At 65.4% G+C, this 24,904-nt stretch carries 33 protein-coding genes; 3 read left to right on the top strand and 30 right to left on the bottom strand.

The annotated features are described in order from the left end of the window. Positions 1-3: 3 nt before the first annotated feature. Both ACK4HL_RS00185 and ACK4HL_RS00190 read right to left on the bottom strand, forming a co-directional pair. A complete protein-coding gene (locus ACK4HL_RS00185; protein ID WP_409755284.1) occupies positions 4-846 on the bottom strand; it encodes a hypothetical protein in 843 nt (280 codons plus the stop codon). 60 nt (positions 847-906) lie between these two features. Next, complete coding sequence (locus tag ACK4HL_RS00190) at positions 907-1,890, bottom strand: hypothetical protein (protein ID WP_409755287.1); 984 nt, start codon at positions 1,888-1,890, stop codon at positions 907-909. 136 nt (positions 1,891-2,026) lie between these two features. Here ACK4HL_RS00190 and ACK4HL_RS00195 point away from each other — a divergent pair, with 136 nt between their 5' ends. Beyond that, positions 2,027-2,635, top strand: a complete 609-nt coding sequence (locus ACK4HL_RS00195; RefSeq protein ID WP_409755290.1) for a sulfotransferase family protein — start codon at positions 2,027-2,029, stop codon at positions 2,633-2,635. Between the two features lie 136 nt (positions 2,636-2,771). Here the strand turns inward: ACK4HL_RS00195 and ACK4HL_RS00200 are convergent, their stop codons facing one another. From ACK4HL_RS00200 to ACK4HL_RS00240, 9 genes are all read right to left on the bottom strand, one after another. Then, positions 2,772-2,993 (bottom strand): hypothetical protein, encoded by a 222-nt coding sequence (locus ACK4HL_RS00200; RefSeq protein WP_409755293.1) that lies wholly within the window; start codon positions 2,991-2,993, stop codon positions 2,772-2,774. Further along, positions 2,993-3,337, bottom strand: coding sequence for a hypothetical protein (locus tag ACK4HL_RS00205; RefSeq protein WP_409755296.1), 345 nt, complete (start codon positions 3,335-3,337; stop codon positions 2,993-2,995). Before ACK4HL_RS00205 ends, ACK4HL_RS00200 begins: the two co-directional genes overlap by 1 nt. A gap of 132 nt (positions 3,338-3,469) precedes the next feature. After that, positions 3,470-3,727 (bottom strand): hypothetical protein, encoded by a 258-nt coding sequence (locus tag ACK4HL_RS00210; protein ID WP_409755299.1) that lies wholly within the window; start codon positions 3,725-3,727, stop codon positions 3,470-3,472. Next, the gene (locus ACK4HL_RS00215; RefSeq protein ID WP_409755302.1) at positions 3,724-4,659 is read right to left on the bottom strand and encodes a TIGR02594 family protein; all 936 of its coding nucleotides are present in this window, start codon (positions 4,657-4,659) and stop codon (positions 3,724-3,726) included. Before ACK4HL_RS00215 ends, ACK4HL_RS00210 begins: the two co-directional genes overlap by 4 nt. Positions 4,660-4,746: 87 nt before the next feature. Further along, positions 4,747-5,061, bottom strand: coding sequence for a hypothetical protein (locus ACK4HL_RS00220; RefSeq protein WP_409755306.1), 315 nt, complete (start codon positions 5,059-5,061; stop codon positions 4,747-4,749). A gap of 14 nt (positions 5,062-5,075) precedes the next feature. Continuing rightward, a complete protein-coding gene (locus ACK4HL_RS00225; protein ID WP_409755309.1) occupies positions 5,076-6,083 on the bottom strand; it encodes a phage late control D family protein in 1,008 nt (335 codons plus the stop codon). A gap of 6 nt (positions 6,084-6,089) precedes the next feature. After that, positions 6,090-6,311, bottom strand: coding sequence for a tail protein X (locus ACK4HL_RS00230; RefSeq protein WP_409755312.1), 222 nt, complete (start codon positions 6,309-6,311; stop codon positions 6,090-6,092). After that, positions 6,308-6,730: a phage tail protein gene (locus ACK4HL_RS00235; protein ID WP_409755315.1), complete on the bottom strand. Its 423-nt coding sequence runs from the start codon at positions 6,728-6,730 to the stop codon at positions 6,308-6,310. Before ACK4HL_RS00235 ends, ACK4HL_RS00230 begins: the two co-directional genes overlap by 4 nt. Next, positions 6,730-9,051 (bottom strand): phage tail tape measure protein, encoded by a 2,322-nt coding sequence (locus tag ACK4HL_RS00240; protein WP_409755318.1) that lies wholly within the window; start codon positions 9,049-9,051, stop codon positions 6,730-6,732. Before ACK4HL_RS00240 ends, ACK4HL_RS00235 begins: the two co-directional genes overlap by 1 nt. A gap of 81 nt (positions 9,052-9,132) precedes the next feature. Here ACK4HL_RS00240 and ACK4HL_RS00245 point away from each other — a divergent pair, with 81 nt between their 5' ends. Both ACK4HL_RS00245 and ACK4HL_RS00250 read left to right on the top strand, forming a co-directional pair. Then, positions 9,133-9,396, top strand: a complete 264-nt coding sequence (locus ACK4HL_RS00245; RefSeq protein ID WP_409755321.1) for a BrnT family toxin — start codon at positions 9,133-9,135, stop codon at positions 9,394-9,396. Beyond that, the gene (locus ACK4HL_RS00250; protein ID WP_409755323.1) at positions 9,384-9,737 is read left to right on the top strand and encodes a helix-turn-helix domain-containing protein; all 354 of its coding nucleotides are present in this window, start codon (positions 9,384-9,386) and stop codon (positions 9,735-9,737) included. Before ACK4HL_RS00245 ends, ACK4HL_RS00250 begins: the two co-directional genes overlap by 13 nt. A 140-nt stretch (positions 9,738-9,877) precedes the next feature. Here ACK4HL_RS00250 and ACK4HL_RS00255 read toward each other — a convergent pair whose 3' ends face one another. The 19 genes from ACK4HL_RS00255 to ACK4HL_RS00345 form a co-directional block, all read right to left on the bottom strand. After that, entirely contained in the window at positions 9,878-10,147 is a 270-nt protein-coding gene (locus ACK4HL_RS00255) for a phage tail assembly protein (RefSeq protein WP_409755326.1), read from the bottom strand. Between the two features lie 26 nt (positions 10,148-10,173). Beyond that, positions 10,174-10,704, bottom strand: coding sequence for a phage major tail tube protein (locus ACK4HL_RS00260; RefSeq protein WP_409755329.1), 531 nt, complete (start codon positions 10,702-10,704; stop codon positions 10,174-10,176). A 26-nt stretch (positions 10,705-10,730) separates the two neighbouring features. Continuing rightward, positions 10,731-11,978 (bottom strand): phage tail sheath family protein, encoded by a 1,248-nt coding sequence (locus ACK4HL_RS00265; RefSeq protein WP_409755332.1) that lies wholly within the window; start codon positions 11,976-11,978, stop codon positions 10,731-10,733. A 95-nt stretch (positions 11,979-12,073) separates the two neighbouring features. Beyond that, positions 12,074-12,301, bottom strand: coding sequence for a hypothetical protein (locus ACK4HL_RS00270; RefSeq protein ID WP_409755335.1), 228 nt, complete (start codon positions 12,299-12,301; stop codon positions 12,074-12,076). Between the two features lie 31 nt (positions 12,302-12,332). After that, positions 12,333-13,121 carry a hypothetical protein gene (locus ACK4HL_RS00275; RefSeq protein ID WP_409755338.1) on the bottom strand — a complete coding sequence of 263 codons (789 nt, stop codon included), beginning with the start codon at positions 13,119-13,121 and terminating at the stop codon, positions 12,333-12,335. Between the two features lie 7 nt (positions 13,122-13,128). Next, on the bottom strand, positions 13,129-13,299 hold the full coding sequence (locus tag ACK4HL_RS00280; RefSeq protein WP_409755341.1) for a hypothetical protein: 171 nt from the start codon (positions 13,297-13,299) through the stop codon (positions 13,129-13,131). 21 nt (positions 13,300-13,320) lie between these two features. Beyond that, complete coding sequence (locus ACK4HL_RS00285) at positions 13,321-15,627, bottom strand: hypothetical protein (RefSeq protein WP_409755344.1); 2,307 nt, start codon at positions 15,625-15,627, stop codon at positions 13,321-13,323. A 13-nt stretch (positions 15,628-15,640) separates the two neighbouring features. Further along, positions 15,641-16,897, bottom strand: coding sequence for a phage tail protein I (locus ACK4HL_RS00290; RefSeq protein ID WP_409755347.1), 1,257 nt, complete (start codon positions 16,895-16,897; stop codon positions 15,641-15,643). 4 nt (positions 16,898-16,901) lie between these two features. Then, positions 16,902-17,762 carry a baseplate J/gp47 family protein gene (locus tag ACK4HL_RS00295; protein WP_409755350.1) on the bottom strand — a complete coding sequence of 287 codons (861 nt, stop codon included), beginning with the start codon at positions 17,760-17,762 and terminating at the stop codon, positions 16,902-16,904. After that, positions 17,759-18,175 carry a GPW/gp25 family protein gene (locus ACK4HL_RS00300; protein WP_409755353.1) on the bottom strand — a complete coding sequence of 139 codons (417 nt, stop codon included), beginning with the start codon at positions 18,173-18,175 and terminating at the stop codon, positions 17,759-17,761. The genes ACK4HL_RS00295 and ACK4HL_RS00300 overlap by 4 nt, the downstream gene beginning before the upstream one ends. Then, positions 18,172-18,456, bottom strand: a complete 285-nt coding sequence (locus ACK4HL_RS00305; RefSeq protein WP_409755356.1) for a hypothetical protein — start codon at positions 18,454-18,456, stop codon at positions 18,172-18,174. The genes ACK4HL_RS00300 and ACK4HL_RS00305 overlap by 4 nt, the downstream gene beginning before the upstream one ends. 21 nt (positions 18,457-18,477) lie before the next feature. Next, positions 18,478-19,056: a phage baseplate assembly protein V gene (locus ACK4HL_RS00310; protein WP_409755359.1), complete on the bottom strand. Its 579-nt coding sequence runs from the start codon at positions 19,054-19,056 to the stop codon at positions 18,478-18,480. Further along, positions 19,049-19,849, bottom strand: a complete 801-nt coding sequence (locus ACK4HL_RS00315) for a hypothetical protein (protein ID WP_409755362.1) — start codon at positions 19,847-19,849, stop codon at positions 19,049-19,051. Before ACK4HL_RS00315 ends, ACK4HL_RS00310 begins: the two co-directional genes overlap by 8 nt. Next, a complete protein-coding gene (locus ACK4HL_RS00320; RefSeq protein WP_409755365.1) occupies positions 19,846-20,262 on the bottom strand; it encodes a hypothetical protein in 417 nt (138 codons plus the stop codon). The genes ACK4HL_RS00315 and ACK4HL_RS00320 overlap by 4 nt, the downstream gene beginning before the upstream one ends. A 1-nt stretch (position 20,263) precedes the next feature. Next, positions 20,264-21,295, bottom strand: a complete 1,032-nt coding sequence (locus tag ACK4HL_RS00325; RefSeq protein WP_409755368.1) for a major capsid protein — start codon at positions 21,293-21,295, stop codon at positions 20,264-20,266. 21 nt (positions 21,296-21,316) lie between these two features. Further along, positions 21,317-21,688 carry a head decoration protein gene (locus ACK4HL_RS00330; protein WP_409755370.1) on the bottom strand — a complete coding sequence of 124 codons (372 nt, stop codon included), beginning with the start codon at positions 21,686-21,688 and terminating at the stop codon, positions 21,317-21,319. Between the two features lie 12 nt (positions 21,689-21,700). Next, positions 21,701-23,056 (bottom strand): S49 family peptidase, encoded by a 1,356-nt coding sequence (locus ACK4HL_RS00335; RefSeq protein WP_409755373.1) that lies wholly within the window; start codon positions 23,054-23,056, stop codon positions 21,701-21,703. After that, positions 23,056-23,307: a hypothetical protein gene (locus tag ACK4HL_RS00340; protein WP_409755376.1), complete on the bottom strand. Its 252-nt coding sequence runs from the start codon at positions 23,305-23,307 to the stop codon at positions 23,056-23,058. The genes ACK4HL_RS00335 and ACK4HL_RS00340 overlap by 1 nt, the downstream gene beginning before the upstream one ends. Next, complete coding sequence (locus ACK4HL_RS00345; RefSeq protein ID WP_409755379.1) at positions 23,304-24,899, bottom strand: phage portal protein; 1,596 nt, start codon at positions 24,897-24,899, stop codon at positions 23,304-23,306. The genes ACK4HL_RS00340 and ACK4HL_RS00345 overlap by 4 nt, the downstream gene beginning before the upstream one ends. Between the last annotated feature and the right edge of the window lie 5 nt (positions 24,900-24,904).

Raw genomic sequence — 24,904 nt, forward strand, 5'->3', positions numbered from 1 at the left:
CGATCAGTCATCCTTCGCGGCATTGGTGGTGTAGATGATGGTGACGCCCATGAGATGCGCATCCACAGCCAGCGTATCCGCCCCGTCAGCAGGCGCGCGGTAGAACTCGAAGATCACGAGATCGCCTTCGGCGGGAGTGCTGCCGATGACAAGGGATGGGGTAAAGGCGGTCTTGTAGAGGTTGCCTGTGATGCCACCCGTATCGGCGATTTCGACTGCCGACCCCCACGTGCCGTCCACCGTCTCGTTATCACCGAGCGCGCGGGCACGGACGCCCCACTGGACACCGAAGTTCACGGTTGTCGACGGGTGCTTCCACTGGAACTCGACCTCGATTGGCCCTCCGTTCCAGCCCTTGGGCATTCTGACGCGCGCCTGCACGGCTTCCGAGGTGGTTGCGTCAAAGGCCCAATAATCGACCATCACCTTGTTTGTGGCCGATTCTTCCTTGCCGTAGGCGCCGCCGCTCGTCGTGCGGGCAATCATGCCGCCAGTGGGAATGCTGATGGTCTGCTTGCCCAGCACATCAGCCAGATTCGCCTTGCTGTCGAGTGCGGCCTGCAGGCCCGTCACACTGGCGATGGCGTGGGTGTGCGAGGCGGCCGCGTAGGAGCCTGCCTCCTGCTTGCCGTCGAGTGCCGTCTGGAGGCTGGCAACGTCGGCGATGGCCAGGACAACCGCGCCTGTCCTCCCGGCGACCGCGCGGACAGGCCCGACCTCGACAACGGCGTCCGCGCCATCATTCTTCTTGAGGTAGAGCTTTCCATCGAAGGTGTTGACGGCCAGCTCGCCCAGCTCGAGGTCGGCGATGGCCGGGGCCTTGCTGGCGACCGCCGACCTCTTCAACTTGATTCCCATACCCGGTCCCTTTCTGCTGCTGTCCGGCTGGCGTCGGCACGCGGGGCCTTAGAAGGTGCCGCCGTCGATGGTCGTACCGTCGATGGTGCCGCCCGTGATCGCAACGCTGGCGGCGTTTTGCGTTGCCATGGTGCCGAGACCGAGGTTCGCCCTGGCCGCGGCTGCATCCGTCAGGTCGGACAGGTTGGCGGCCCTGGCGAGCTTCTCCGCGAGACCATTGGTGATGGTGGTGGCGAAGTCGCCGTCATTGCCAAGGGCTGCCGCCAGTTCGTTGAGCGTGTCGAGTGCGCCGGGGGCGCCGTTGATTACGCCTGAGATCGCGGCAGCGACGAAGGCCGTGGTGGCGATCTGCGTGCTGTTTGCACCGGCTGAGGCGGTGGGAGCCGTCGGTACGCCGGTGAGGACGGGAGAGGCCAGCGGGGCCTTCGCATCCAGCGCCACATCGAGCCCGGCTATGTCCGAGGTGGCATGGCCATGCGTCGCGGGCGTGAAGGTCGAGGGCTTGCCCGTGACGCCCGTCCACGGCACGGCCTCCGCCACCTCGGCGACATCCACCTTGCCGTTGTCGGTGGTGTCATAGACCAACTTCGACATGTCGCCTGCGCCGGCGCCCGACAGCGCCTCCTGCACGAAGGCAGTGGTGGCTATCTGGGTGGTGTTGGTGGCGGCGGCTGCGGTGGGCGCTGTGGGGGTGCCGGTCAGGACTGGAGACGCGAGCGGCGCCTTTGCCGCCAGCAGCGTATCGACCTGGCTCTTGCGCACGAGATCGGTACCGGCGGATGCGTCCTGAGCTGACTTGGGAACAATCGAGAAGGACTTGGCTCCACCAAGGGTCTGGGTGGTCGAGAGATCGGCAAAGGCGCCCGAGCCCGCCAGCGCCACGATCGTCGTGGCGTTGCCTGCGCCGTCGTCGCCCTTGCCGATGTAGAGCGTGCCATCGAGCTCGTTGTGGGCCAGTTCGGCGGACTTGAGGGACGCAGGCGCCCCGGCATTGCCCGACGCGCGGCGCTTGATGCGAATGACATTTGCCATGGCCGTTACGGTCCTTTCTGGCTACAGATGCAGCGTGGCGCACGCGATGCCGGGTGGAGGTCTCAGAGCAATTGCCCCGGCGCCGGCATCGCCACTCGGCGGGAATGCCCCCGGACTTTTGGGAAGGAAGACGGCCATGGCACTCGAGGTAATCGGCACCGGCTTCGGCCGGACAGGCACGGATTCGATGCGAGAGGCATTGAACATCCTGGGGTTCGGCCCCTGCCACCACATGTTCGAAGTAACGGACAATCCGCTGATGAAGGCGCGATGGCGTGAATTCATGAACAGCGATGTGCCCGACTGGCCGGCGCTCTTTGAGGGCTACCGGTCCTGCGTGGATTGGCCATCGGCTCATTACTGGCGCGAACTCGTGCCCTTCTATCCCCAGGCCCGCGTGATCCTCACCTGGCGCGATCCGGAAAGCTGGTGGACCAGCTTCGAGGCCACCATTCTGCGTTATGTCCAGAGCGCGCAGGACCGCGAATCGGTCGGGGTCAGGATCATCGAGAAGGCATTTGGCGATCGAGCCGCCGATCGCGCCCAGATGATCGCGGCATATGAGGCAAACGTGGCGGCGGTCATAGCCATGGTCCCGAAAAACCGCTTGCTGGTGCACAATCCCGGGGACGGGTGGGAACCGCTGTGCGCTCATCTGGGTGTTCCGGTCCCGGAGGCTCCCTATCCGTCAAGGAACACTACTGCCGAGCTGCAAAAGCGGGTCGGCCTGCAGAAAACTTCGTGATGACTGGCTCGAACTTATTTGAGCCTCTCCAGCGCCACGACGCGCTCACAAGCGGGTAAGGCCATTGGACCATAGCAGGCGAGTTCCCTGTGAGGCGCGCTGACCACCAAGTAGCCTGCGTATTGTCAGTCAGCAGTCAAAAGTTTCCGCCATCCAACACAATGCCCGACTCGAGATTGCCGGGTGCGCCAGGCGGTCCGACCGGTCCGGGTGCTCCCGGCTTGCCTGACGGCCCCGGCAGGCCAAGCACCCTGACGGCGACGGGCACGCTGCTCACCCGCACCTTGACCTGTTCTTTCCCTGATACCCGGATGCGGATCGGGCCGGTATGGGGTGCGAGTTCGATTTTCTCCGCCATCACAGCCCCCGCGTGACGGGCCGGATGACGGGGATCTCGAGGATGAAGTTCAGATGCCGGTCCGGATCGAGATCGGTGCGCACCATGTCCATGACGGCGCTGCCCGGCGGGAGATTGGCCGTGGCGGCGGCCGGGATGGTGATTTCGACGACGGTATCCGAGATCCGCGCGAGGCCTCCGTTCGCGGTGGTCAGCGTCGCGATGACGGAGCTGTCGCTGACCTTGGCCCGGATCTGCGCCGCGAGCGCACAGCTCGTCGGAAACACCGGGCTGTCGGCTTCGAGCTGCAGCCGGTACTCATAGCCCGCGACGATGGCCGGTCCGTCGGGCACCGAGACGCTCATCGGCGCCACCCGCAGAGCTTGGCGCCAGCCTCGTTATGGGCGAGGATCTGTTCCTTCGTCTGGCGGGTAAGCACGTCCGCTCGGGAAGGCCGAATGGGCTGGGCCCAGTCGCAGTCGCCTTTCAACCGCGGGTCAGTCGCGCATCCAGCGGTCGAGACGGCGATCGAGAGCAGGATCGCTGCTGTTTTGAACGTCATGCCTGATCTCCCCTGATTGCCGGATGGCCCTGTCCCGGGCCGCCTGCCATTTCGCTTCCCAGGCGGCCGTTCCTGCCGCCCTGCCCCTAAACCAGGCGATTCCCAGTGCCGCGGCGAGGCCGCCTGCCAGCACCGTCCAGCCCGACACGCGGGACCAGGCGGCCCCGAACAGTGAAGTGAACAAGGCGATCATGGCGTCTTCCCCGTGCGGTAGTCCTCGATGCGGGCTGCCTTCGCCTTCCACGCCAGCAGGATGACGACGAAGAAGACTGCTGCACCGGCCCAGGGCAGCACCGGCAACAGCCAGTCGGTGAGATTGAGAATTCCCACGGTGCGCTCGGTCACATCCTTCGCCCGCTCGGCGGTCTCGACGGCTGGCACGACGACCGAGGCGGCGGCACCGGCCATGCCGACGATGCCGGTGGCGATCTGGGCGTCCGCCGCCTTCACGATGCGCGAGCCATCAGGCTTGCCCTCGGCCCGCTCGCGCGACACGGTGCGGGGCTTGGCCTGTTGCAATGCCTCGACGAGGACAGGGTCCACATCCGGGCTGAGGCCCAAGCCATTGTCGGCCCGGAAGGCAAGGACGGCGGCACGCGTGCGGGGGCCGTAGTGCCCGTCCACGATGCCGACCTCGAAATACCCGAGGTCCTTCAGCTGCTGCTGGATGACCTTCATCTCGGGCTGCTGCGCCGCATCGGTGCGCATGGTTCGCCGGATGCCGAGCAGTCGCGACTTCGCGTATCGGGCAATGGTCACACCGTCCGACTGGTTGCCGCCCAGCACCTCGACCTGGCTGCCCGTTGCCTTGAGGAAAAAGGCGACATGGCCGGTCGCGGCGGATGTGCCGCGCGTGAAGACGACGACGTCACCCTCCTTTGCCTGCTCGAGGCCAGCGACCTTCTCGCCCCAGGTGAGGTAGGAGCGTGCGTTGAGCTTGCGCGTCGAGGTGAAGCCCGCCTTCTCAAGGCAGTGCCCGACGAAGGCGGCGCACCAGGCGACCTCGTCATGCTCCACCCAATGGTGGCCGACGGTGCGGTACATCTCAATGATCTTCGGGTTATCGGCGGAGCCCTTCGCCTCCTTCACGCCGAGATAGCTGCGGGCGAGGGTCATGTGGGTCATGGGAAAAAGCCTCCTTGTTCCGGCGAAGCCTTCTGGCTGCAGGTTGGTTGGGTCTGAGAACTGGATGGGAGAAAAAGTGGTGGTCGCTCAGGGCGGCAGCTTGGTCAGGCGCTCGAGCAGGAACTCGTAGAGCTTGTCGATCTTGCTCTCGATGGCGTCGAAGCGCCGGGTGATGGACGGCTGGTCGATGCGGGCGACATCGAGTTCGAGCATGCCGACGCGGGCGCGGATGTCGTGGATGTCGGCCCTGACCGTGGCAATGTCCTTCCTGACCTGCTGGCCGGCATCGGGGACAAGCGCCTCCTTGAGCTTCACCATGGCGAGCAGTGCGCCCGCCACGCCGCCGAGTCCCACCACGAAATACACCGCCGCCGGGATGTCCCCGGTCCAGTCCTGTATCATCAGGATGTCTCCAGTCAGATGTTGCCTGCGCCGCCGGATCCCGGCTGCTTGAGGCTCAGTTGCGTGACGAATCCACCGCCGCGCGAGTAGCTGTGGGTGACGCTCTCGATGCGGTACGAGCCGTCAATTCCGGGCCTCGCGCCCGTGACGATGCAGACGCCGTCCGGAATGGCGGCGGTGTCCCCTTCGATGGTGACGGAGCCCTCGCCGGCGTCGCGCTCCGAGGTCGCCCTGTCGGAACCAGTCTGCTGGGTGGCTTCATCTTCGTTCGACTTCGCGTAGCGGTGATCGTGCCGCGCATCGATAGAAAGAGAGGTGCCCTCCTCCGCCTCCTGCCATTCGGCCTTCTGCGCGTCGTACCAGCGAGCCCGGACTTTCGAATATTGCGCACGCCCGAGTGCCGGAGAGATGTCCCAGCCATGCAGGTTCTGTCCCCAGGCGGCAATGACCGCCGCGGTATAGCTGCCGCCGCGCTTCGACATGACGGCTTTCGAGCCCTGGATGCGGAAGTTGCCGCCGATCTCCCGCGCGAGGCGCTCTCCCATGTGGATGAAGCTCTCGTCGCGCATCTCGAAGTACTTGCGGGTGATGGAGGCCAGCGAGGGATCGATTTCCACCTCCGTAACGCCCGCCGTCTGGCCCGCTTGCTTCAGGATGTCCTCGACCGTCCTGTCATCGAAGTGACGCTGCTGGCCCTCCTTCGGTTTCTTCGTTGTGTCCATGCCCTTGGCCGAAATCGACATGATGCGCCCGCCGCCGCGCGAGCCCCATGACCTGACCTCGTCCACGGTACCGGTGAACACCACCCGGACGCCATCGCCCTCCCAGCCAAGCGCCACGACGACCGGTGCGCCAATCCGCGGCAGGACGATACGGCCATCGGTATCGTCGATCTCGAGGCTCGCCGTATCGGAGTGGGTTCCCACCTTGTCCGACACGCTCAGCGAGAGCAGCACCGGCATCAGAGTCGTGGTGATGTTGCTGCCCGCCACCCTCACCATGAACACCGCGCGCTTGGACACGAAGGATCACCACAGCTTGATCGGCTCGAGGATGGCGGGTTCGCGGGGCGTGGGCACCGGCATGTCGAAGCTCGTGCCCACTGGCAGGAAGGCGCCAAGGTCGGCGAGCCCGGGATTGATGTCGTGGATCTGTTCGACGAGCCCGTGCATAGGCCGCTTGAAACGCCGCCAGACGATGAGCGAGACCGTAATGAACTCGCCTTCGACGGTCACCGGCTCGACGATCATGAGAACATCCCCGAAAATACCGAAAAGAAACTACCGTTGGAGGGCTTGCCCGCGCGGCGCGCGGAGATGTCGACCTCGATCACCCGGCCGATGCCTTCGGCGTCGAGATAGCTTGACCGCTCGGACACCCTCTCGATCACCACCCAGCCCATCTGCGCCCCGTCGCCCCGCATCAGGTAGAGCGGGCGTCCGGCGGCGCGCGCCTGGTAGAGCTTCTTCAGGTCGCCCAGCCCGCCGAACCTGTGCGGAAAGATGATGGCCCTGATCGACCAGGTCTCGGGCCCCTCTCCGACCCATTCGAGGGGCGGCCTGGCGCCGAGCACCGGCTTTTCGACGAAGCCCGTTTCATGGCCGTGGTCGTATTCCGTCGCGTTGAACGGATAGACCTCGAAGCGGATCGGGCCCAGCGTCATCAACATCAGGCGAATCTCAGTCCGGCATCGGCATAAACACCGCGGAAGGCCTCGCGGACCTCGTCACGCAGCACGCGGCGGATCTTCTCGACCACATCCTCGTCGGCTTTGCCGGTGATGTTGAAGCTGATCGTCTGGTTGACCGTCATGCCGCCACCGGCAGTCGAACCGGCCTTGTTGACGTATCCCGACCGCCCGGCGGTGACCAGTTCGGGCCCACGCTCGCCCACCATGTAGGTGGAGCCGCGGGAGATCGGACCACCGGCGGCCTTTCCAGGTGGCTTCTCTGCCGGGACGGGGCTGGCTTCTCCACCTCCAAGCCACGACGGCATGGACGGCCACTTGATGAGGCTCGAAACGTCAATGCTGCCAATGGCGGCGACAATCCGGGACGGCAGCGTCGAGAACCAGGCGAGGAGGCCGTTGAAGGCGCTCTTGATGGCTTCGATCATGGCGTTCGCCAGATCGGCACCGGCCTGCGCATAGGCTGCCTTCTGGCCCTCGCTGAGGACCTCGCGGGAGAAGAATGAGCCGATCCAGTTGCCGAACTCCCGCAGCTTCTGATACGCCCACGAGAACCCGTAACCGATTGCCCGCCCCAGACCGGCCAGCGGTCGCATGACCGGCTCCAAGGCGGCGAAGGCCGGCTGAAGCTGCGTCGAGAGCGCCGAGGCAAAGCCGCCCACGAAGGCAGAAATCCTGTCCCAATACTTCCACAGCGAATAGGCGGCAGCCGCAACGGCCGCGACCGCAACTGCAATGCCGGCCCAGACGGGCGCCGAAACAGCGGCAAGGGCGGCGCCTGTCGCCGTCATCGCCGTCGCGAGGCCGGAAACGCCCGGCACCGCGAGCGCCATGCCGCGAAGTCCCGCCGCAGCGGTCTGAAGGCCCGACATCTTCATGCCTTCCATGCCGGCCATCGCCATCTGGAGCGCAATCATGCCGGAGGCCCCGGCCCGCAGACGCGCGAAGGAACCGCCAAGCGTGTTCACCGCGAAGGAGACCGTGGCGAGCATCCCGCCCTTGCCCATGAGGCCGAGGTAGGAGAGCCCGGCCATCGCGGCCTTGAGACCGACGAAGCCGGCTGTGATGGCCACAAGAGCGCCGGCGATCCGGGGATGGGCGTCGACAATGGAGATGAGCCCCTCGACAAGAGGCTTCAGCGCTCCGGCGGCGCTCCCCAGGATCGGGATCAGCGCACTGCCGATGCTGGTCTGCAGGTTCTGGATGGCGATCCGGAACGCCTTCATCTTCTCGACGCCGGTCTCCATCATGCGCAGGAAGTCCGCATCGACCACGCCTGACGCCTTCGACGCCTCGTCGCGGAGCCGGATGTAATCGTCGAGCCCGGCGAGGAGCGGCAACAGGCCCTTCTGGACCTGAGCGTCGGAGAACAGTTCGCCGAGCCGGGATGTGTCGCCTTTGATCGCCTTGTTGATGGCCCGGAGTGCGGCCTCCAGCGGGTCTGCCCCCTTGGCCGCTGCGTCCTTCAGGACCTTCTGGATGTTGATGCCCTTCTTCCGGAAGTTCTTGATGGCGTCGTTGGAATTGATCTTCTGCAGGATGTTGTTGAAGTTGGTGGCGGCCTCGGCACTGTCGGCAGCACCCCGGCGGACGAACTGCAGGGCGGCCGCGATCTGGCCCAGGCCCTGCTGCCCGGTCATGCCCTTGGAACTGGCAAGCGCGGTGATGGAGGGAAGATACTGCGCCATGTCCTTCAGCTCGAAGCCGCCCGCCTTGCCGGCAGCCGCCATGATGTCGAAGGAGCGGGCAAGGTCCTCCGCACCCACGCCGAGGTTTGACATGGCGGCAAAGCCCGCCTTCGACAGGTCCTCGAGTCTGGCGCCGGTCGCCGTTGCAGCCTTGCCGATCGACGGCATGGCCCGGGTGGAGCGTTCGACGTCGAGGCCCATGCCGACGAGGAAGTCCTGCGCCCGGACAATGTCGGTGGTGAACTGGTTGACCTGGCCCGACGTGACCTTCGCGGCGTCGCCGATCTCCTTTAATTGCCGGGCGGAGAGGTTGCCCTTAGCGCCCAGTTCGGCGAGTGCCCGTTCGAGTTCCTGCGCCGACTGCACCGGCGCCGTGAGCGCTGTCTTGAGCACGTAGAGCGTGCCCACGGCATCGAGCATGCGCCCGCGCGCGGTATCGATGGCGCGGTTGTTGCGGGTGATGGCGGCATCGAGCCTGTCGGCCATGGTGATCGGGCCACCCGTGGCGTCCCGCACCGCGCGGGTGATGCCGCGCAGGCTGTTTGCCACGCCCCGCGCCGGCCCCGACACCCGGTCGAGCAGTTCGACGATGAGCTGGGTGGTCTGGCTGGCCATGATCATGGTCTCCCGGGAACCACTGCGCTGGCAGCGCAGTTCCTCTTTGACGATACTGCGCTGACAGCGTATATATGCCGAATGGAGTTCGACTGGCACGACGCCAAGCACGAAAAGAACCTGGCCGAGCGCGGCTTCGGTTTCGACTTCGCTGCCCGGATCTTTCTGGGCCGCGTTCTCACCCAGGTAGACGACCGCGAGGATTACGGCGAGGTCCGGGTGAAGGCCATCGGCGAGGCCGACGGCATCGTGCTCGTTGTGATTTATACGGATCGGGACGAGGTCCGCTGGATCATCTCGGCCCGTCTTGCAAACAGGAAGGAGCGCGCATTATGGCACGCATGACACTGGACCAGATCAAGGCGTCAAAGCCGAAGGTGAACCGCGCAAAGATCGCGGCGACAAGCGAAGAAGACATCGCCCGCCACATGCGCGAGGACGGTGAGGATCCGGGTGCCGCGCCCGGTGCCTTCATCGAGGATGTGCCGCCCGCACAGATCCGCGAGCGCATCGGCATGACGCAGGTCGAGTTTGCAAACGTGCTGCGCATCCCGGTGGCGACGCTGCGGAACTGGGAACAGGGCCGGGTGCGCATCGATCCGGCAGCGCGTGCCCTCTTTCGCATCCTGAACCGTGACCCGAAACATGCCCTGAAGGCGCTGAAGCCCGAGCGCAAGGCAAGCTGATCAGGACTGGCGGGACCGCCCGCTCAGCCGCCGTGCCTCGGCGTGCCACAGCAGCACCTCGGCCCAGTCCATGTCGTCGAAGGCCGTCACCGGCGTCGAAAGCACATGCGCGGTTTCCGCAACGACGCCGCGCCACCCCTCTACGCCGGGGCCTTGGGCAAAAAACTCCCGAGCACCACCGAGACTGCTGCGAAGTCGGCGGCGTCCATCTCGTCCATGGCCTCGGTCGACAGATCACAGAGCGTGGCTGTCATGGCGATGCTCTGATCGAGTTCCGTAACGCCGGGCTCCCTGACTTTCTCCAATGCGCGGAGGTCTCTTACCTTGGGCCGGCGAATGGTGACTTCGGTGATCATGCGCTCCTCCACCCTGAAGGGCCGGACGAGCTTCACGCGGGCAGTATCGGTCATGCTGTCGTCTCCGGAAAATCAGTCACTCAGCGCTGGACGCGCAGGATGCGGCGTTCGTCATCGTTCTGCGAGACGCCGTCGAGGCGCCACTCGGTCGAAAAGAAGTCCCAGAACAGCTTTTCCTTCTCATTGAACCAAAGCTCATAGTGCATGACCTCGTTGATGGCGTATTCGTGCCCCTGCAGCTCGCCGCGCTGGAAGGCGTCGGACTCGATCTTGCCGAGGCGGCCCTCGATGACGGCCTTGGATTCGATCGCAAGGCCGGTCCGCTTGTCGCGGATCACGCCATAGGCGGTGAACACCTTCTGGCGCGACGAGCCAAGACCGAATTGGGTGAGGAGATCCGGATCCCAGCCATTGAGCTTGAAGGTGGGCTCCAGCTTCTGGATGCCGACCGCTACCTCGATCTGGACGCGGGAACCCCCGGCATGGTGATCCTGGTACATCTCCTGCAGCGTGGGGAGCTTGAGCTCGGCAAGCGTCAGGTGCTTCGAGGCGGTGGGGTCGTGATCGCCGGCGAACAGATTTGCCGCCTCCATGACATGGATGGTGCTCATGGGAATTCCTCCTTGGTATGTGGGGGTCAGCCGGTGACGGCGTCGACCTGAGCGAGCAGATCATCCAGCAGCGCGTCGAGCGCGGGGCGATAGCGAGCGGACTGGATGCCCAGATACCTAAGGACCGGCGCCTCCTCGGCGGCAAAGTTCACCGTGAATCGGCCCTGCCGCAGCTCTTCCGGCGAATTCTGGTCCCGCGTGAACTTGACCTCGTAGCCGAGGATGTCGCCATCGGCCTTGAGGTCGCGCATGGCGAAGCCCATGGTGTTGAGCACCGCCTGGATGGTCTGGCCGGTGAGGTTGAAGCGACCGAGGTAGAAGCGTAGCGTGCGCAGGAACATCAGGTGGATGTAGTCGCGGCCGCGCGTGACGTTGTAGAAGCGCCAGAGATCGTCTTCGCCGGAATTGTCGGTTCCGACATAGACGAAGCCCCCGCTCGCGATGGCGGTCTCGACGCCGAGTTCGCCCCGCAGCAGCACGCCGACATTGTGCGAGAGCAGCCGCTGGCCTTCCGTGGCGCCATCGGTGAGCGAGAAGTTGATGGGCCGCGACGGGCCGACAATGCCTGCGACCGGCTGGTTCGCCCATGAATGGAAGGGCCGTCCCTGCTTCTCGTGATCGCGCCTGACGCCAATGCCAATGACGGCGGGGGAGAGCGGCATCACCGCGACATCGCTTCCCGCCATGACTCGGACAGCAGGATCGACCGGGATCAGTCTGCTCGAAGAAATCGTCTCGCGCCAGTCGATGGCCGCCTGTTCGGTGGTGGCGGGACCCTCCACGACGGCATGGGCAAGGAGCTTGTTACAGAGCGCGGGCAGGGCCGCGCAGACTGCATTGGCATCGGTTCCCGTCCGCTGGCTTGTAAAGCCCGGCGCGCAGAGTAGCCGCGGGATGATGCCGAGCAAGGGCCCCGCCTGAACGAAGGCCTCGAGTCCCGTCGAGATCCCGTCGCCCACGATGTTCGCAATGGTCCCGTTGACGGTCTCCCCCTCCTCCACCCGCACCACCACGACTTTGGCCGCGACCTGGAACTCGCCCAGCTGGGCATTGATCAGGTTCAGCGCATCCGAAATCGTGCCTTGCGTGCCGAGTGCGGTACGCTTTGCCGCGTCGTCGGAATAGAGGAATATCGGCATATCCAGCGGAAACACCGCCGGATCAGCTTCGGGCGCGGTGCCAATGAGGCCCACGACAGACATGTCGCTGTAGACGGCGGGACGCGGTTCATTGACAATCCGCGTGATGGAAATGCCAAAGGTCGGATCGGACATCACGTCTCTCCATGACAGGAGCCCGCCGCATGGCGTTTCCGTGCAGCGAGCGATGGTGAATTGGGGGCAGGATCAGAAACGGCGATGAGCCAGGATCAGAAATCGATCTCCGGCGTGGTGATGGCAAGGTCGGCCTTCTCGGCGGACTGGAGCAGCACCTCGAGGACGAGCGCCTTGTTCATGCCCGATGCGGGCGAACCGTAGAAGCGCACCGAACGGACCCAGCCACCCGCGCCATCCTCGCCGATGCCGGTCACCTCGATGTCCTTCACGGCTGAGATGAACAGCTTCTGAGACAGCTGTGCCATGAGCGACTGCGTCATATTTCCCGTTCCTCACCTTGTTTCCGGGCACTCAGTAGGTTCCGCCATCGCTGATGGCATTGAGCGTCGCCTGTAGGTTGGAAACCTGCGCGATGGTGTGGCCGTGGCTGCTGTCGGCCTTGGCGGCGAGTGCGCTCACCAGGCCGGCGATGTCGGACATGCCGAGCACGACGGCGCCCGTCCGGCCGTTGACAGAGGAGACGGGGCCCGAGGCGAGGACGGCCTCCGCCGTGGCCGCTGCTCCGGCGGCGTCCTGCGCCGCCTGCTGGGCGAGTGCCAGGGTCGCCTGCACCGAGGTGGCGGCTTTCAGCACCGCGACGCTGATGCCCGCCGTCGCCGAAATCACCCAGTCGTCATGGCTACCATCGCCGATGGCGCCATTGACCAGCACCACCTCGAAGGCGAGGCCGCCGCTGGCGCGGTCATAGCCCTCGACCCGCAGCACGGCGTAGTCATGCTCCGTGCCCTCCGCCCGGCGGGTCAGCAGGACGTAAGGCGTGGGCGTGAACAGGTCGCGCTCGGCGTCGCTGGCAATCGCCAGTGTCGATTGCAGGCCGCCGGTGACGGTGAGCGGCGTGTCGGAGGCGGCGACGAGGAAGCCGTTCTCCGCGGCCGCCTGCAGCCGGGCGAGCAGCGGCCCCAGGACCTCGTTGACCCGTGTCAGCCCGAGGGTGACGAGCCGGTCGGTATCGGTGGTGACCGACGTGACCTCGGTTCCCAGCTGTCCCAGCGCCTCGGCGATCAGCCGGAAGCGCCGGTTGAAGAAATCCCGGTCAAGCGATTGGCTGTCGCGGACCCGGAGATCCTCGAACCTCAACATGGCGCTGTCACTCCATCAGCATCGGCTCGGCGGCGGCGATTGCATCCGGCGCCTGCTCGCGGAGCGCATCGTGCACGGCGGCTTTCACGGTGTAGCGCGCGCCCGGACGGAAGCGGGCGTTCATCACCTCGAGCGGCCGGTTGACGGTGATCCGGTAGTGGGTGGGCTTCCTGGCCATCACGCTCTCCTGCCTGCTGTTTTACGACTGCGCGAACTCGATCAGTTCCGCGACAAGGAACTGCTCTGCCGCGCTGGTGGTGGCGCCGGCGATCCTCACCGCATAGGTGCTGACTGATGTCAGGTTGAACACCGACGTCCGCCGGATCGCGCCATTGGCGAGAACGATGTCCTCCACCACATCGGCGGTTTCGCTGCCGGACAGGTCCGCGCCGGTCAGCAAGGTCACGGTGCAATCGTGCTTCGTCTCGTCGAAGGCCTGAAAATCCGCGATGATCTTGATGCTGGTGGTGGGAGATCCCAGTGTCCGGGTCTCGCCCACCCAGGTGAAGGCGGTCTTGGACCGGCTGACGATGGCCTGCGAGTTGCTCAGTCCGAAGCCCGGCATCAGGTCGGTGGTGCCGGTGAGCGTCACGCGCAGCGGAAGGATGGCCGGGAGCCCCGAGAGGTTCGGGCCATTGGGCGCCGCGTCGAGCGGGATCCAGGCGCCGTTCACCTGCACCTCGAAGTCGGTGCGGCAGGCCGGCGGCGTGATGCCCTCGTTCAGGATGTCGAGATCGAGGATGCCACCCGCCAGCTGCAGGGGGCTCAGCTCGACCGAGAGGCGGGCGCGCTCGAATTTGGCGAAGTAGAGCCGCATCTTGAGGTCGTCGGCCAGGTTTCCGGCGAAGAAGGCCCCGTCGGTCGAGACGAAGAAGGTGCCCTGGACGATGCCGTTGTCGGTATTGGTCATGGCGACATAGTGGTCGCCCGTGGTCACCAGCACGATGGCATAGCGGCGGCCGGAGACCAGATAGGCCGGGATGATGGGGACGGTGGTCTCGAGAAGCGCCGGAAGGGCGGCGTTGGCGGCGGCGGCCCCGACCTGAATGTCAGCTGCGGGCAGAACCGTCCGGGAAATCACCCGGGAGAGGTCCGGCATGCCGAAAGCCGTCTCGCAGACCAGCACATGGACATCACCCGCCGCCGCTTTCCTGCTGAAATACAATCCCACCTGGGTCAGCCAGCCGTCCTGGCTGTTGAGGAAGGTCTGGGCCACCTGCTGGCCGTTCAAGGTGGTGGTGGCGCTCACCCGGTCCCAGTAGGGTTCGAGAAAGATGTCGATCCAGAACTGGGTGAGGCGCACCCAGTGGACGTTTCCGTTGGGAATGACCTGGCCGTTGGGCATGCGGTCCGGGATGCCGTTCACCACCTCCCAGGTCTCGCCGGCGCGGGTGAAGGTGCTGGCGGCCTGGTCGTAGATCCCCTGCCGCCACCAGGCCGAGTTGGTACAGACCTGTTTCGTCGCGCCATAGCGGCGGCGCTCGCGCGAGCGGAACAGCTGGCGAATGGCGGTGGTCTCGAATGTGTACTGCGCCATGCGCAGCTCGCCCGAGTAGCCGGCGAGATTCATGCGCAGGCCGTGGGCATACCTGGGCAGCACGAAGCCGCCGTTGACATTGACGAAAGCATTGTTCGGGTTGAGGAGCGCCAGCGCCGAAGTAGCGGAGCCCGCCTCGGGAAAACGGATGCCCTCGCCCACAATCGCATCGAAGGCAGGGTGGTCGAAGTTGCTGCCCTCGTCGGTGAGGAAATGATTGGTGCCGTAATAGATGTAGGCGCCGGGCTCGTAGACCTTGCGGCGGAGCTCCTCCAGCTGCTCGGTGAGGTCGACCGTCTCGCTCTTCAGGGCATAGGCCCCCAGCCGATCGGCCAGCGCCGAGAGGTCGGTCCGCAGCGTGTCGACCTGGCCACTGATCTGGCCGCGCCACACTTCCAGGGCTGTAACCCGGTTGGCCACCAGCCTCAGGTTGGGAAGCTGGCTGGGCGCCCACTGCTCGATCGAGACGATGCCCGCGGTGTCGACGACGGCATAGCAGATCACCACGGTGGCGGCATCGGTCGGCGGATAGGAGGGATCGGGGCCTTCCACACCAGCGACCGCCGACAGTTCCGCCCGGCGCATATTCTCCATGGCAACGGCCTGGGGCTCGGTGGTGCCAAGCTGGGCGTCGATCAGGAAGTCCCGCGGCTGGACGTCGGTGTCAACCGACTGGCCGAAGGCGACGATGGCGACCCGCTTCTTGGTCACCAGCGGCAGCGAGTTGAACAGGTCGATGACCACGTTCTCGTTGCGGGCGAAGACCTGCCCACCGGCGTAATAGCGCCCCGGCGACAGGGTGATCTCGGTGGCGGCCGTCTTGGACGCGCTGAAGCCCGTATAGGCCTTGCCGCCGTCGATCGCGTCCTTCACCACATGGTCGAGAGAGCCCCGTGCGAAGTCCTGCGCGTTGTTGAGATCGGCGGACTGCAATTCCTGCCGGTCACGGAAGATGACGGTCTGTTCCACGTGCCTGGTCCTTTTATGCCGCGATGAAGCGTCCGAGCGTGACGGTCCCGGCCTTGGGCCGGTCGCCAACGCGCGGGAGGCGGTATGTCCTGGTGTCGAGCAGGATCCGGTCCCGCAGCGCCTTGGAGACCCGCACCGCCGCGCGGACCTGAGAGATGGGCCTGCGATCGCCGGTCATCAGATGACCGGTGACGAAGAGACCTGCCGTGCGCGGGGCCTGCGTGCCTGAGATCCGGGTCCTGATCTCGGCGTGAAAGGGCGGCATGCCGAGCCGCGCGTAGCCAAGGTGCGTGGAGCGGACCCGGACATCCGGCACCCGGTCGGGGTCGTGGAGATGCCAGCGCTCGTAGATATGTTGCCAGGCGATGCTCTGCGGCAGATGCTTGCCAGAGATGAACTGCCGGCGTGTTGCGTAGAGGGCATTCGGTTGGCCTTCGTGCCGCTCGGCAACGTTCTGCGGCCGGACGTCGACGAGAACGGCATCGGGATATGTGGTCGTGTAGGTCTCGCGGCCGAGACGGTAATCGTAGCTGGCAGCGCGCGGGATGCGGATCAGCCGCTGCGCCACCCCGAAATCATCCACCAGAAACGCCTTTGCCTTCGGCGGCGCATCGAGATGCAGCGCCCGGGTCGACCTGGCGCCCAGAACGACCTCATCGAAGGCGGCGGCGTGGAACCGGCCTACACCTTCCGGCGTGACGGCGCGGAGGGTGAGCGGGGATTCCGCGCCCCGGTCCCAGAGCCTTGCGGTACGGATGAATCGCGACCAGGCGCCGACATCCTTGATGCAGCAGGCATCCAGAAACGCCTTGGCCCTGCCAAAGGCCGCCGAGGTGAAGTGGGCGAAGCGATAGGTCCCGCGCGCCACGAAGGGATAGATGCGCAGCTGCGGAAAGCGCGCGAGGAAGGCTTCTCGTTCCTCTTCTGTGAGCGTCTCCATAAGGAAGGTTTTGGCCGGTGGCACGATGAAGCGGCGGGGATCCGCGCCCATGATGCGAATATGCTCGGCGATCGAGGCCTGCGTACCCTTCCGCGCATGCATCGGCAGCGCACGAGCCGTGAGCGTCCGGTGTTTCTCTTCCGACCAGTCCGGCTCCCAGAGATCGACCGACAGGCCCCAGGCCAGCCACGGCAAATGCGAGGGCGGGATCTCCCATGGCCGCACCAGCTTCGGGACATCGACAGGGAGCTCGTCGATGCGCGCACCCGTGAGGTCGAAAGCTTCCTCGAAAGGTGTGTGGTTCGGCGGGAGCAGCGTCTGCCGGGTCATGGCCTCACTCATCACGGATGGAACCCACGCTCACCGCGATGGCGTCCATGGCATAGACCTCGGTGTTGTCGAGGACGAGATCCTCTGCCGGCGAGACGAGGTCCACCGAATGAACGCCTTCCTGATGCAGGGCCGCATAGAGTGTTGAGCGGCGGAGGTTCATGCCGAGCATGCGGTTCTTCTCAGCCCATGTGGTAACGGCGGCGAGCGCCCGCTGGCAAACCAGCTCCCCATCGGGGCCGGGATAGAGTGTCAGCTTCGCCACGATCCGGGTGCGGCGGATGGCCGGGGCCATCACCTCGACCACATCGGTGAGCGGGCGAACGGCCTCGTTCTTGAGGTGGAGCCGGACCGCCTCGCGCTCGGCGAGCGTGGGTATTGGTTCGGGACCTTCCTTCAGCACCGTGACGCGCACGACGCCCGGGCGGGGCGATACCGCCGAAACATCCCGCGCCCAGGGCGCCACGGTGAGTGCATGGTACTGATAGGCGCCTTCCGGCCCGGCGACCGAGAAGGCCTCGGGCGCCAGCTGGATGCGGCGGCGGAAACGTGCGTCGCTCTCGCCCTCCTGCCGCGCGGTGGCAAACAGGGCCCCGAGATGATCGAGGTTCGTGCCGTAGGACGAGGCGAGTAGCACGGCCCTTGCCGTATCGTTGATGCGCGCGCGGAGACCCATCTCCCGGTAGGCGACGGCCTCGATCAGTTTGCGGACAGGCTCGCTCTCGAGGTCGATCACCCCGGCGATGAGCGGAAAGCGCTCGACCAGGTCGTTCCGCATCGCGGTGACGATGGCCTCGTAGTCGAGCGTCTCGATGATGTCAGGCGGAGCGAGCCCCGAGAGATTGATGGCGGTGAAGCGGCTCATGTGGACAGCCTCTCCTCGATCAGCATGCCGTCCGGATTGGCGTAGGCGTCGAGCCGCCTGGCACCCGCCGCCGTGAAATCCCCGAAGACAGCGCGCGGGCGGTATTCGCCCTCGAGAAACACATGGAGCTGCCCGTCGCGCGTGACCTTCACTGCCTCGATGCGGGTCACCCGGAAGCGGGGCTCCCACTGCTCGATGGCGGAGCTAATCGCCGCGAAATACGGCACCACCTCGTCGGGCGTGATGAGACGCCCCAGCAGGTTCGGCACAAATGACCCGTACCACTCGCGCATGATGCGCGAGCCGAAGCGCGTGTCGAATATGTCCCGGAGCGACTGGACGACATGGTCCCAGCCGGTGACCGTGCCACCGGTCGCGGCATCGAGACCTACCGAGGGATCGAGAAGGTTCACGTAGCAGACCGCTTCGGCTTGCGGGACGGTGCCGCGGCATCGGTTTCCTGTTCGCTGACCGGTGCGGAGGCGGGTTCGGGGCGCGCAGCCACGTCAAGAGGAGGATCGACCCGAGGCCCAGCAGCAGCGGTCTCATGAGGCCCAGGCAGCCGGACGAGAGTGCCAAGCCGCAGCTCGTGTTCCGCCTGGCGTTCGGTGAGGTCGAGAACGGTCCCGACTCCGGTGTTGTGATGGGCCGCGACGAAGGGGCCCGCCCTCTCGGTGATGGCGTAGCGTGGCATCTGTCAATCCTTTGCTGGAGTTCAGTTCGCTGGCACGTCGGTCAGCCCACCGCCGGGCACCACTCCGCCATGGACGTGGGTGAACCCGATGTTCTTTGCCTGGTGCGTGACCTTGCCGCCGGTGATGGCGACGCCAGCATCACTCACTTCAACGTTGACGCCGCCAACCTTGATCATCACGGCGGCGGAGGTGAGTTTCAGGGTGGCGGTGCCAACAACGACCTCACAGAGGTCGTCTTTAAGGGTTGCAGTAACGTTGCCGTAGGTGAGGACGTTCTCGTCGCCCTTGGAAGACGGTGACTTGTTGTGGTCGCTCCACGTCATCGGGAGCGCCACGGCCTGCTGCCAGTCGCCGCTGGGCGACAGCGCCGTGAACTGCTGACCTTTCGACGGCGGGGTGTGAACCTTCAGGGCACCGGCAGTCTGAGCATAGGGCACCCACGGCGACAGAAAAGGTTGGCCCTCGACGTCCTTGCCGAAGTTCAGCCTGACCCGCTGCCGGGCTGCATCGACCTCCTCCACCGTGCCGTGCCGCATGACACCGGAGAAGCGGCGCTCAAGCTCGGCGATGCGGGCGGCAAGTTCCACCACTTCACGCATCGGCAATGCGGGCCAGGGAGGTATGGTGGTTGACGATGGCCGGGTCGGGATGGCTCGTGATCTCAATCTCCTCGAGAGTCTGAGGGTCTTCGGAAAGATCGAGCATCGGACCGAGCCCGATGGCATTCGCAGTTTCGAGGTGGATGCCCAGCATGTTGGCCGCACGGCGCCAGTCGGCGAGCGGCGTGCCTTCGATTTCCGAGCGCAGCATCTGCGCGATGGGCGCCAGATCGGTGTCGCCTTCCATCACGCCGAGCAGATCTGCCCAGGCCGTCCCCTCGGCGATTTCCGCGCCGTCAGTTGGTGCCTCGATCAGATCACAGGTCAGCACGATCTGGCGTGCGGCAAAGCGCACACCCTTCTCGACCGATGCACCGCGTCGTGACAGACGCCGCGAGATGCGCGGCACGAGCTTCATCCACACGCGCGACCATTGACTTCGCTCGCGCGTCAGCGCCGCCATCACCTGGTGTTCCATGAGATCGAGTGCCAGTTCCATCCCCTCATCGGTGTGCGGAATGGTAATGACGCTTTCCTCACCCGCAACCTCGACCCGTGCTGCGATGGCAGCCTCGATGACGAGGTCGCAGGAGGCGTTGCCATGAAACAGATCCCGGCCCGTCACCTCCATCCCGTGATCGTCGGTGGTCACGATCAGGATGGGCTGGCGCTCCTCGGCGATGGTCTGGTCGATGGGCGCGATGGCACTGTCATAAACACGCACTTCCGCCAGTGTTGCACCACGCAGGCAGCGTGCTGCAGCGATGCGCATGGCAAGACGGGCGAGGCTCATGCCGAAACATTCTCCCTGACCAGAAGAAGGTTGAGATCGCCCATGCTGGTCGGATGAACCGCGGCAATGGCGAAGGAGGGGCTTCCACACCGCGCCGGCAGTTTGAGCAGGTCACCCTTTGCAGGACGGAACCCGAGTTCCGCAACCTGCGCGGCCGCGATCCAGAAGGCGGACTGTTCGGAGACCATGCGCGTCGTGCCAGTGAACTCACCACCCCGGCTCTGGCCCCGGAGGTCGGAGGACGCGGCAAGGGCCGAGAAGATGCCCCTGACCTTTACCGCCATCCGGTCTGCATCGGCTGCCGCCTCGACATACTGGTTGTTCCGCCTTGGATTCAGCACCGCCTCTTCGCCGAACGCGCCGAGCACCGCTCCGGAGGACAGCGCATCGAAGTCATCGAAGGACGACGTCACCTCAGGTGCGCTTGCCGGGGATGAGCACGCGGGGGCGTGTGCAGTAGTGCAGCGCGTTCATCTGGAACTCGAGGTTCACGCCCTTGCCGTTCAGCATGTCCCACTGCTTGCCGTAGAGGCGCTGGCCCGGCGTATTGACTGTTTCGATGTAGTCGGCAGGCCCGTAAACGGTGCGGAACAGGCCCGGCACACCCTTGGGGAAGAGGTGGCACTTGTTGAGGTCGACGCCGACACTGCCACCGCCGCGGTAATTGGCCCAGGTAATGCCGCCGAAATCGAAGGCGCCGTGAAGTCCGCTGTCACCGGCATTGATGTAGGCGCCCCGGAGGCTCGCGGCCTCGGCATAGCTCTTGTAGGTGTCGCGCACCTCCTTGTGGGCAATAAGATCGTCGAAGAACGCATCCCCGCACAGCGCCATGATGCCCGTGTAGGGGATACCGTCGAGGATCGAGGCCATCTGACGGATAACGCCGGCGCAGCGCTTGCGGAAGATGCCCTCGGCGGGCGTCGCATTGTCGAGGTCGAAGTCGATCTCGGCGGCAGGCGTCTCGCCAAACTCGGTGAAGTAGTCGAACAGCACAGAGCCATCGGCGTCGAGCAGGCGACCGGTCTTGAGGATGTTGATGCGGTGATATTCCTCGGTCAGGGCGAAGAACTGCGAGGCCTCCGCCGCCCGTTCGGCGATCTTGGCCTGCAGCCGCTCGACCGCCACTTCCTCGCCAAAGGCGCGGACCTGCTGGACCTCGTCGGCATTGATCGCATCGTCAACCTGGAAGTGCGGGATGCGCAGGGTGCGCATCGAGCGCTTGTTCTTGCCGAAGGTCTGGCCGGGGCCACCGCGCGGGCTTGCCTGGATGAGGATGCCGTTCTGCGCCTTGTCCTTCTCGATGGCGATGTCGAGCGTGTCGATGCTCACCGCCTGGAACAGCCCCATCTGGCCGATGAGCGAAGGGACGTAGGAGATCTCGCGCAGAGCGTCTGTGAGCCGCATGACGCTGAAGGCGTCCTGGGCAAAGATGTTCATGATGGTCATGGGGATTGGTTCTCCTGAAGCTTAGCGCACGATGACGCCGAGGCTCTTCAAGGCCTCGTTGGCTGCGGTTTTCTCGGCGGGCTGGTCGCGGTCGGCGTGGTAGGTGAGGCAGTTGCCGTTGACCTCGGCATCCCGGAGGATGGCGGATACCTTCGCATCGGCGGCAGTGGCGTCGGCGCCATAAATGTTGATCGCGGCCGGCACCTCGCTGCCATCACTGGCGCCAACCGCACTGGCGATGTATTTGCCAGTTGCGGTGACCTTTCCCAGTACGGTGCCGGGAGCCACCACACCCGCTCCGGATGCTAGGGTGATATTCTCCCGCGAGCGCTGGCCGCTGGCCTCGGACAGGATGAACTCGGCCGGATGGCGGGATTCGGCGAGAACGGTCATGGGTGTCCCTCCTTAAGCGCGCTCGAAGCGGCGGTTGGCGTTCGCAATGGCTCGCTTCCAGCCCTCATGCGTGCGGGCACTGGGGTCGGGGCGCTCAGGTTCGCGGGTTGCCCCGAACTCAGGCCCCGCCCCAGCGCGCTGCGCCAATGCATCGATGCGGCTTTCCTTCGGGGAGGCGCTCAGAATCTTCTCAGCTTCCGGAAGGGTGAGAGACGTTTCGGTCGCTAGCACGAGTGCCTGCGCGCGGCGTCCCTCGGCTGCCTCGCAGTTGACGATGGCGCGGATACGGGCCCGCTCCTCGAGCCGAGCCGCCGCGACCGCTTCCTCCAGCCGGACCGCAGACTGCGGCGCCGGTGCTTCTGTGCGCGCCGGCTGCAATGTTGCAGCCGGAGCGGCGGAGGCTACTTCCGCAGCAGCCCTTTCTTCTGTGCTCATGGATATCCCTCCTTTGCGAGCATTGCGCCCGGATGGGCGGGTCGTTGGTGTGGACCTGGCCTCGGCCAGTGAAGCCAGCACCTCATCGAAGCTGGCGATGCGGTCAGCGAGGCCGAGGCCGATGGCCTCCGCTCCGATGAAGGTGCGAGCCTCGGTGGCTCGCGCCATGTCGGCTGTGAGCTTGCCGCCGCGCCCTGCCGCCACAGTGTTGAGGAACTGGCGGTAATGGGCGTCGACGCTCGCCTGCAGGTCAGAGCGCACCGCGTCCGAGAGGGGCTCGAAGGGATTGCCGTCGACCTTGTGACTGCCCGCGAAGATTAGCGTCGGTTTCACACCTTGTGCAGCGAGTTCGCCGGATCTGTCGGCGTGCAGCATGACGACGCCGATCGAGCCGACGATCGAGGTGGGCGAGATGACGATCTCGCTTGCGGCACTGGCAATGCCATAGGCGGCTGAGGCCGCCATGTCGTTGACGAAGGCGGTGACGGGCTTGGATGAGCGAACCGAGCGGACCAAATCCGCCAGACCTGCCATCCCCGCCGATTCTCCACCGGGCGAGGAGATGTCGAGGAGGACCGCATGGACATCAGGATCAGATCCAGCAGCACGCAGCTGGGCGGCGATCCCCTCGTAGCTGGTGAGTCCCGACCTGCTGTCGAGCCAGGCACCCCGGTTCACCAGCGTATCGAGCACCGGGATTATAGCTGTCCCGTCGACAGTCCGAGACAGCGATGAGGATCCATCGGCACGGCGCGAGGAGCCGACGAAGCGGCTTGCGTCTGGGCCTTCAGCGCTGTCGTCGACCTCGAACAGATTGCCCTCGACTCCAATTCTACCGCTGAGAACACCCAGTATGATCTGGGCCTTGGCCGGATGGATGAGGAGCGGCGTGTTGAGCAGCCGGTCGCTGAGGCGGAGAAGCTGTCCGGGCATCAGTACCCCCCCGCCCGCAGGCCGAAGCGGCGGCGCGTGCCGCCGTTCCGAGAGCAGAAAATCTCAAGACGCGACAGCTCGGCGCGCAGTGCACTGAGATCGGTGCGGCCGTACTGGACCTTGCGCCGCACCCCGTTGCCGGCGTCGAACTCGATGAGCTCGGCACGTCTGCCCTCGAGTAGGGCGTAGTAAGCCTCACGGATCCGCGGCAGAACGGCACAGGGATCGGCATAGTCGGTGATGATGGTCATGGGTTCGTTGTGTCCCCGTTCTGATCCTGGGCGTCACCATCGCCCGGGGCATTAGTGATCCCCTGGTACTGGTGGCCGGGCAGACCGTAAGTCTCGCGCAGCGCCTTTTCGCGGGCCCGCTGCGCGTAGACGTCCTCGATGTCATGGCCGAGATCCTCGGCAATGGCGGCGTCGGTCATGACACCGAGGCGGCACCAGATCTCGTGGGCCTTGGCCATCTTAAGATCATCGGCCTGAGGCTTCGGAACCCCGCGCCAGACGGCGCGCGAGGCCGCCGAGCGGTTGGCGAGGAAGCCATCGGGCCCACCCGGGAATGGAATGCCGCCGCGTGCGATCTCCTCCTCGAGCCAGGCTTCGTAGATGGCCGAACAGAAGGGTGCTAGGATGTGGGCGCGGCGATAAAGGGTGATCTGGAAGATCTCGCCGGAAGCCATCCGGACGCTGGAATAGGTGGCATTTGCGTAGTCCGCCGTGGCGCTCTCGTAGGTGAGCCCCATGCAGCGGGCGAGTTCACGCAGCAGATGGGTGGCAAAGTCCCGGTAGTCGGAATGCGGGTGCTGCGCCCGGTGCAGCTCCAGCTTCTGACTCGGAAAGAGATGAGCGATGCGGCCGTTGATGCCGAGATTAATGGTGGCGTTGTCGTACCAGCCCGACTGCGCCTGGATATAGGCGTCCCACGGCGAGATTCCGCTGGCGGAAAGCCGTGCCTGTTCCTGCGGCGTCAGCAACCCAGAGAGCACCTCCTCGGTCGGCTCATCCGAGGTGATGGAGGCCGCGAAGACCGTCTGCAGGATGGCCGACGTCAAGGTGGCGTCCGACAGCTGGTCGAATTGCCGGGCGACCTGCAGGGCCGGCGTCAAGGGCGAGATGCCCCGCACCTGCCCCGGCAGTCCGTCAAAGACATGGATCACTCGCGAACGGCCTAGCTCATCTCGCGCGTCAACTTCGAACTCGACCGACCCACGGGAGACGTCCTTGCGGGTCGCAAGGTAAGAGACAGGTAGTCCGTCACCATCCATCCGAACGCCCTGCACGATATTGCGCTGAGCGTCGCTCCGGCGAACGACCCGGTGCGGCGGAATGAGCCGCACCTTAGTGCCATAACGGCTGCCCGGACGTTCCCGCCACGGGATCTCTGCCCAGATCTCGCCGGTGGCAAACCAGGAGCGGAATGCCGCGGCCTGCAGGAGCCCAAAGGAGCGCCTGCCCTCGATATCGCATTCGTAGGGTCTGTCGGCCCACAGGCTCCAGCGCTGCTCAACCGTCTGGGACCAGCTCTCAGCCTTGGCGTTGCTCATGCCGAAGAGATCGTTCTCCGGCATGGCCTTGAGGCGGAGACCGGTGCCCACCGTGTTGGCGACTGCCTGGTCGATCGCGCCGGCCATCCAGCCGGAGTTCTGAATCAGGTCGATGGCCCGCGCTGCTGCCAGATCCCAAGAGGCACCGACGTCGTCGGAGGCTTCCCGGAGTGCGGGCCGCCAACCGCCGAACACCACACCGCGGTTTCCGCGCATGAAGTCGTTGCCGATCGCCGGAGGTGGGATGGATCTCGCGCGGGACGGCGACAGCCAGTCCCTTACGCGATCCATCATGCCCA

The sequence above is a fragment of the Aestuariivirga sp. genome (assembly GCF_046294715.1).
Classification (GTDB): Bacteria; Pseudomonadota; Alphaproteobacteria; order Rhizobiales; family Aestuariivirgaceae; genus Aestuariivirga.

Excerpts from the sequence above, each read along its gene's own strand:
- ACK4HL_RS00335 (WP_409755373.1), bottom strand. The coding sequence starts at position 23,056 with ATGCCCGGACAGCTTCTCCGCCTCAGCGACCGGCTGCTCAACACGCCG.
- ACK4HL_RS00205 (WP_409755296.1), bottom strand. The coding sequence starts at position 3,337 with ATGAGCGTCTCGGTGCCCGACGGACCGGCCATCGTCGCGGGCTATGAG.
- ACK4HL_RS00190 (WP_409755287.1), bottom strand. The coding sequence starts at position 1,890 with ATGGCAAATGTCATTCGCATCAAGCGCCGCGCGTCGGGCAATGCCGGG.
- ACK4HL_RS00200 (WP_409755293.1), bottom strand. The coding sequence starts at position 2,993 with ATGGCGGAGAAAATCGAACTCGCACCCCATACCGGCCCGATCCGCATC.
- ACK4HL_RS00250 (WP_409755323.1), top strand. The coding sequence starts at position 9,384 with ATGGCACGCATGACACTGGACCAGATCAAGGCGTCAAAGCCGAAGGTG.
- ACK4HL_RS00275 (WP_409755338.1), bottom strand. The coding sequence starts at position 13,121 with ATGTTGAGGTTCGAGGATCTCCGGGTCCGCGACAGCCAATCGCTTGAC.
- ACK4HL_RS00255 (WP_409755326.1), bottom strand. The coding sequence starts at position 10,147 with ATGACCGATACTGCCCGCGTGAAGCTCGTCCGGCCCTTCAGGGTGGAG.
- ACK4HL_RS00340 (WP_409755376.1), bottom strand. The coding sequence starts at position 23,307 with ATGACCATCATCACCGACTATGCCGATCCCTGTGCCGTTCTGCCGCGG.
- ACK4HL_RS00235 (WP_409755315.1), bottom strand. The coding sequence starts at position 6,730 with ATGTTGATGACGCTGGGCCCGATCCGCTTCGAGGTCTATCCGTTCAAC.
- ACK4HL_RS00215 (WP_409755302.1), bottom strand. The coding sequence starts at position 4,659 with ATGACCCACATGACCCTCGCCCGCAGCTATCTCGGCGTGAAGGAGGCG.
- ACK4HL_RS00270 (WP_409755335.1), bottom strand. The coding sequence starts at position 12,301 with ATGACGCAGTCGCTCATGGCACAGCTGTCTCAGAAGCTGTTCATCTCA.
- ACK4HL_RS00345 (WP_409755379.1), bottom strand. The coding sequence starts at position 24,899 with ATGATGGATCGCGTAAGGGACTGGCTGTCGCCGTCCCGCGCGAGATCC.
- ACK4HL_RS00245 (WP_409755321.1), top strand. The coding sequence starts at position 9,133 with ATGGAGTTCGACTGGCACGACGCCAAGCACGAAAAGAACCTGGCCGAG.
- ACK4HL_RS00265 (WP_409755332.1), bottom strand. The coding sequence starts at position 11,978 with ATGTCCGATCCGACCTTTGGCATTTCCATCACGCGGATTGTCAATGAA.
- ACK4HL_RS00290 (WP_409755347.1), bottom strand. The coding sequence starts at position 16,897 with ATGACCCGGCAGACGCTGCTCCCGCCGAACCACACACCTTTCGAGGAA.
- ACK4HL_RS00195 (WP_409755290.1), top strand. The coding sequence starts at position 2,027 with ATGGCACTCGAGGTAATCGGCACCGGCTTCGGCCGGACAGGCACGGAT.
- ACK4HL_RS00230 (WP_409755312.1), bottom strand. The coding sequence starts at position 6,311 with ATGATCGTCGAGCCGGTGACCGTCGAAGGCGAGTTCATTACGGTCTCG.
- ACK4HL_RS00260 (WP_409755329.1), bottom strand. The coding sequence starts at position 10,704 with ATGAGCACCATCCATGTCATGGAGGCGGCAAATCTGTTCGCCGGCGAT.
- ACK4HL_RS00330 (WP_409755370.1), bottom strand. The coding sequence starts at position 21,688 with ATGACCGTTCTCGCCGAATCCCGCCATCCGGCCGAGTTCATCCTGTCC.
- ACK4HL_RS00210 (WP_409755299.1), bottom strand. The coding sequence starts at position 3,727 with ATGATCGCCTTGTTCACTTCACTGTTCGGGGCCGCCTGGTCCCGCGTG.
- ACK4HL_RS00280 (WP_409755341.1), bottom strand. The coding sequence starts at position 13,299 with ATGGCCAGGAAGCCCACCCACTACCGGATCACCGTCAACCGGCCGCTC.
- ACK4HL_RS00315 (WP_409755362.1), bottom strand. The coding sequence starts at position 19,849 with ATGAGCCTCGCCCGTCTTGCCATGCGCATCGCTGCAGCACGCTGCCTG.
- ACK4HL_RS00220 (WP_409755306.1), bottom strand. The coding sequence starts at position 5,061 with ATGATACAGGACTGGACCGGGGACATCCCGGCGGCGGTGTATTTCGTG.
- ACK4HL_RS00325 (WP_409755368.1), bottom strand. The coding sequence starts at position 21,295 with ATGACCATCATGAACATCTTTGCCCAGGACGCCTTCAGCGTCATGCGG.
- ACK4HL_RS00310 (WP_409755359.1), bottom strand. The coding sequence starts at position 19,056 with ATGCGTGAAGTGGTGGAACTTGCCGCCCGCATCGCCGAGCTTGAGCGC.
- ACK4HL_RS00240 (WP_409755318.1), bottom strand. The coding sequence starts at position 9,051 with ATGGCCAGCCAGACCACCCAGCTCATCGTCGAACTGCTCGACCGGGTG.
- ACK4HL_RS00295 (WP_409755350.1), bottom strand. The coding sequence starts at position 17,762 with ATGAGCCGCTTCACCGCCATCAATCTCTCGGGGCTCGCTCCGCCTGAC.
- ACK4HL_RS00305 (WP_409755356.1), bottom strand. The coding sequence starts at position 18,456 with ATGCCACGCTACGCCATCACCGAGAGGGCGGGCCCCTTCGTCGCGGCC.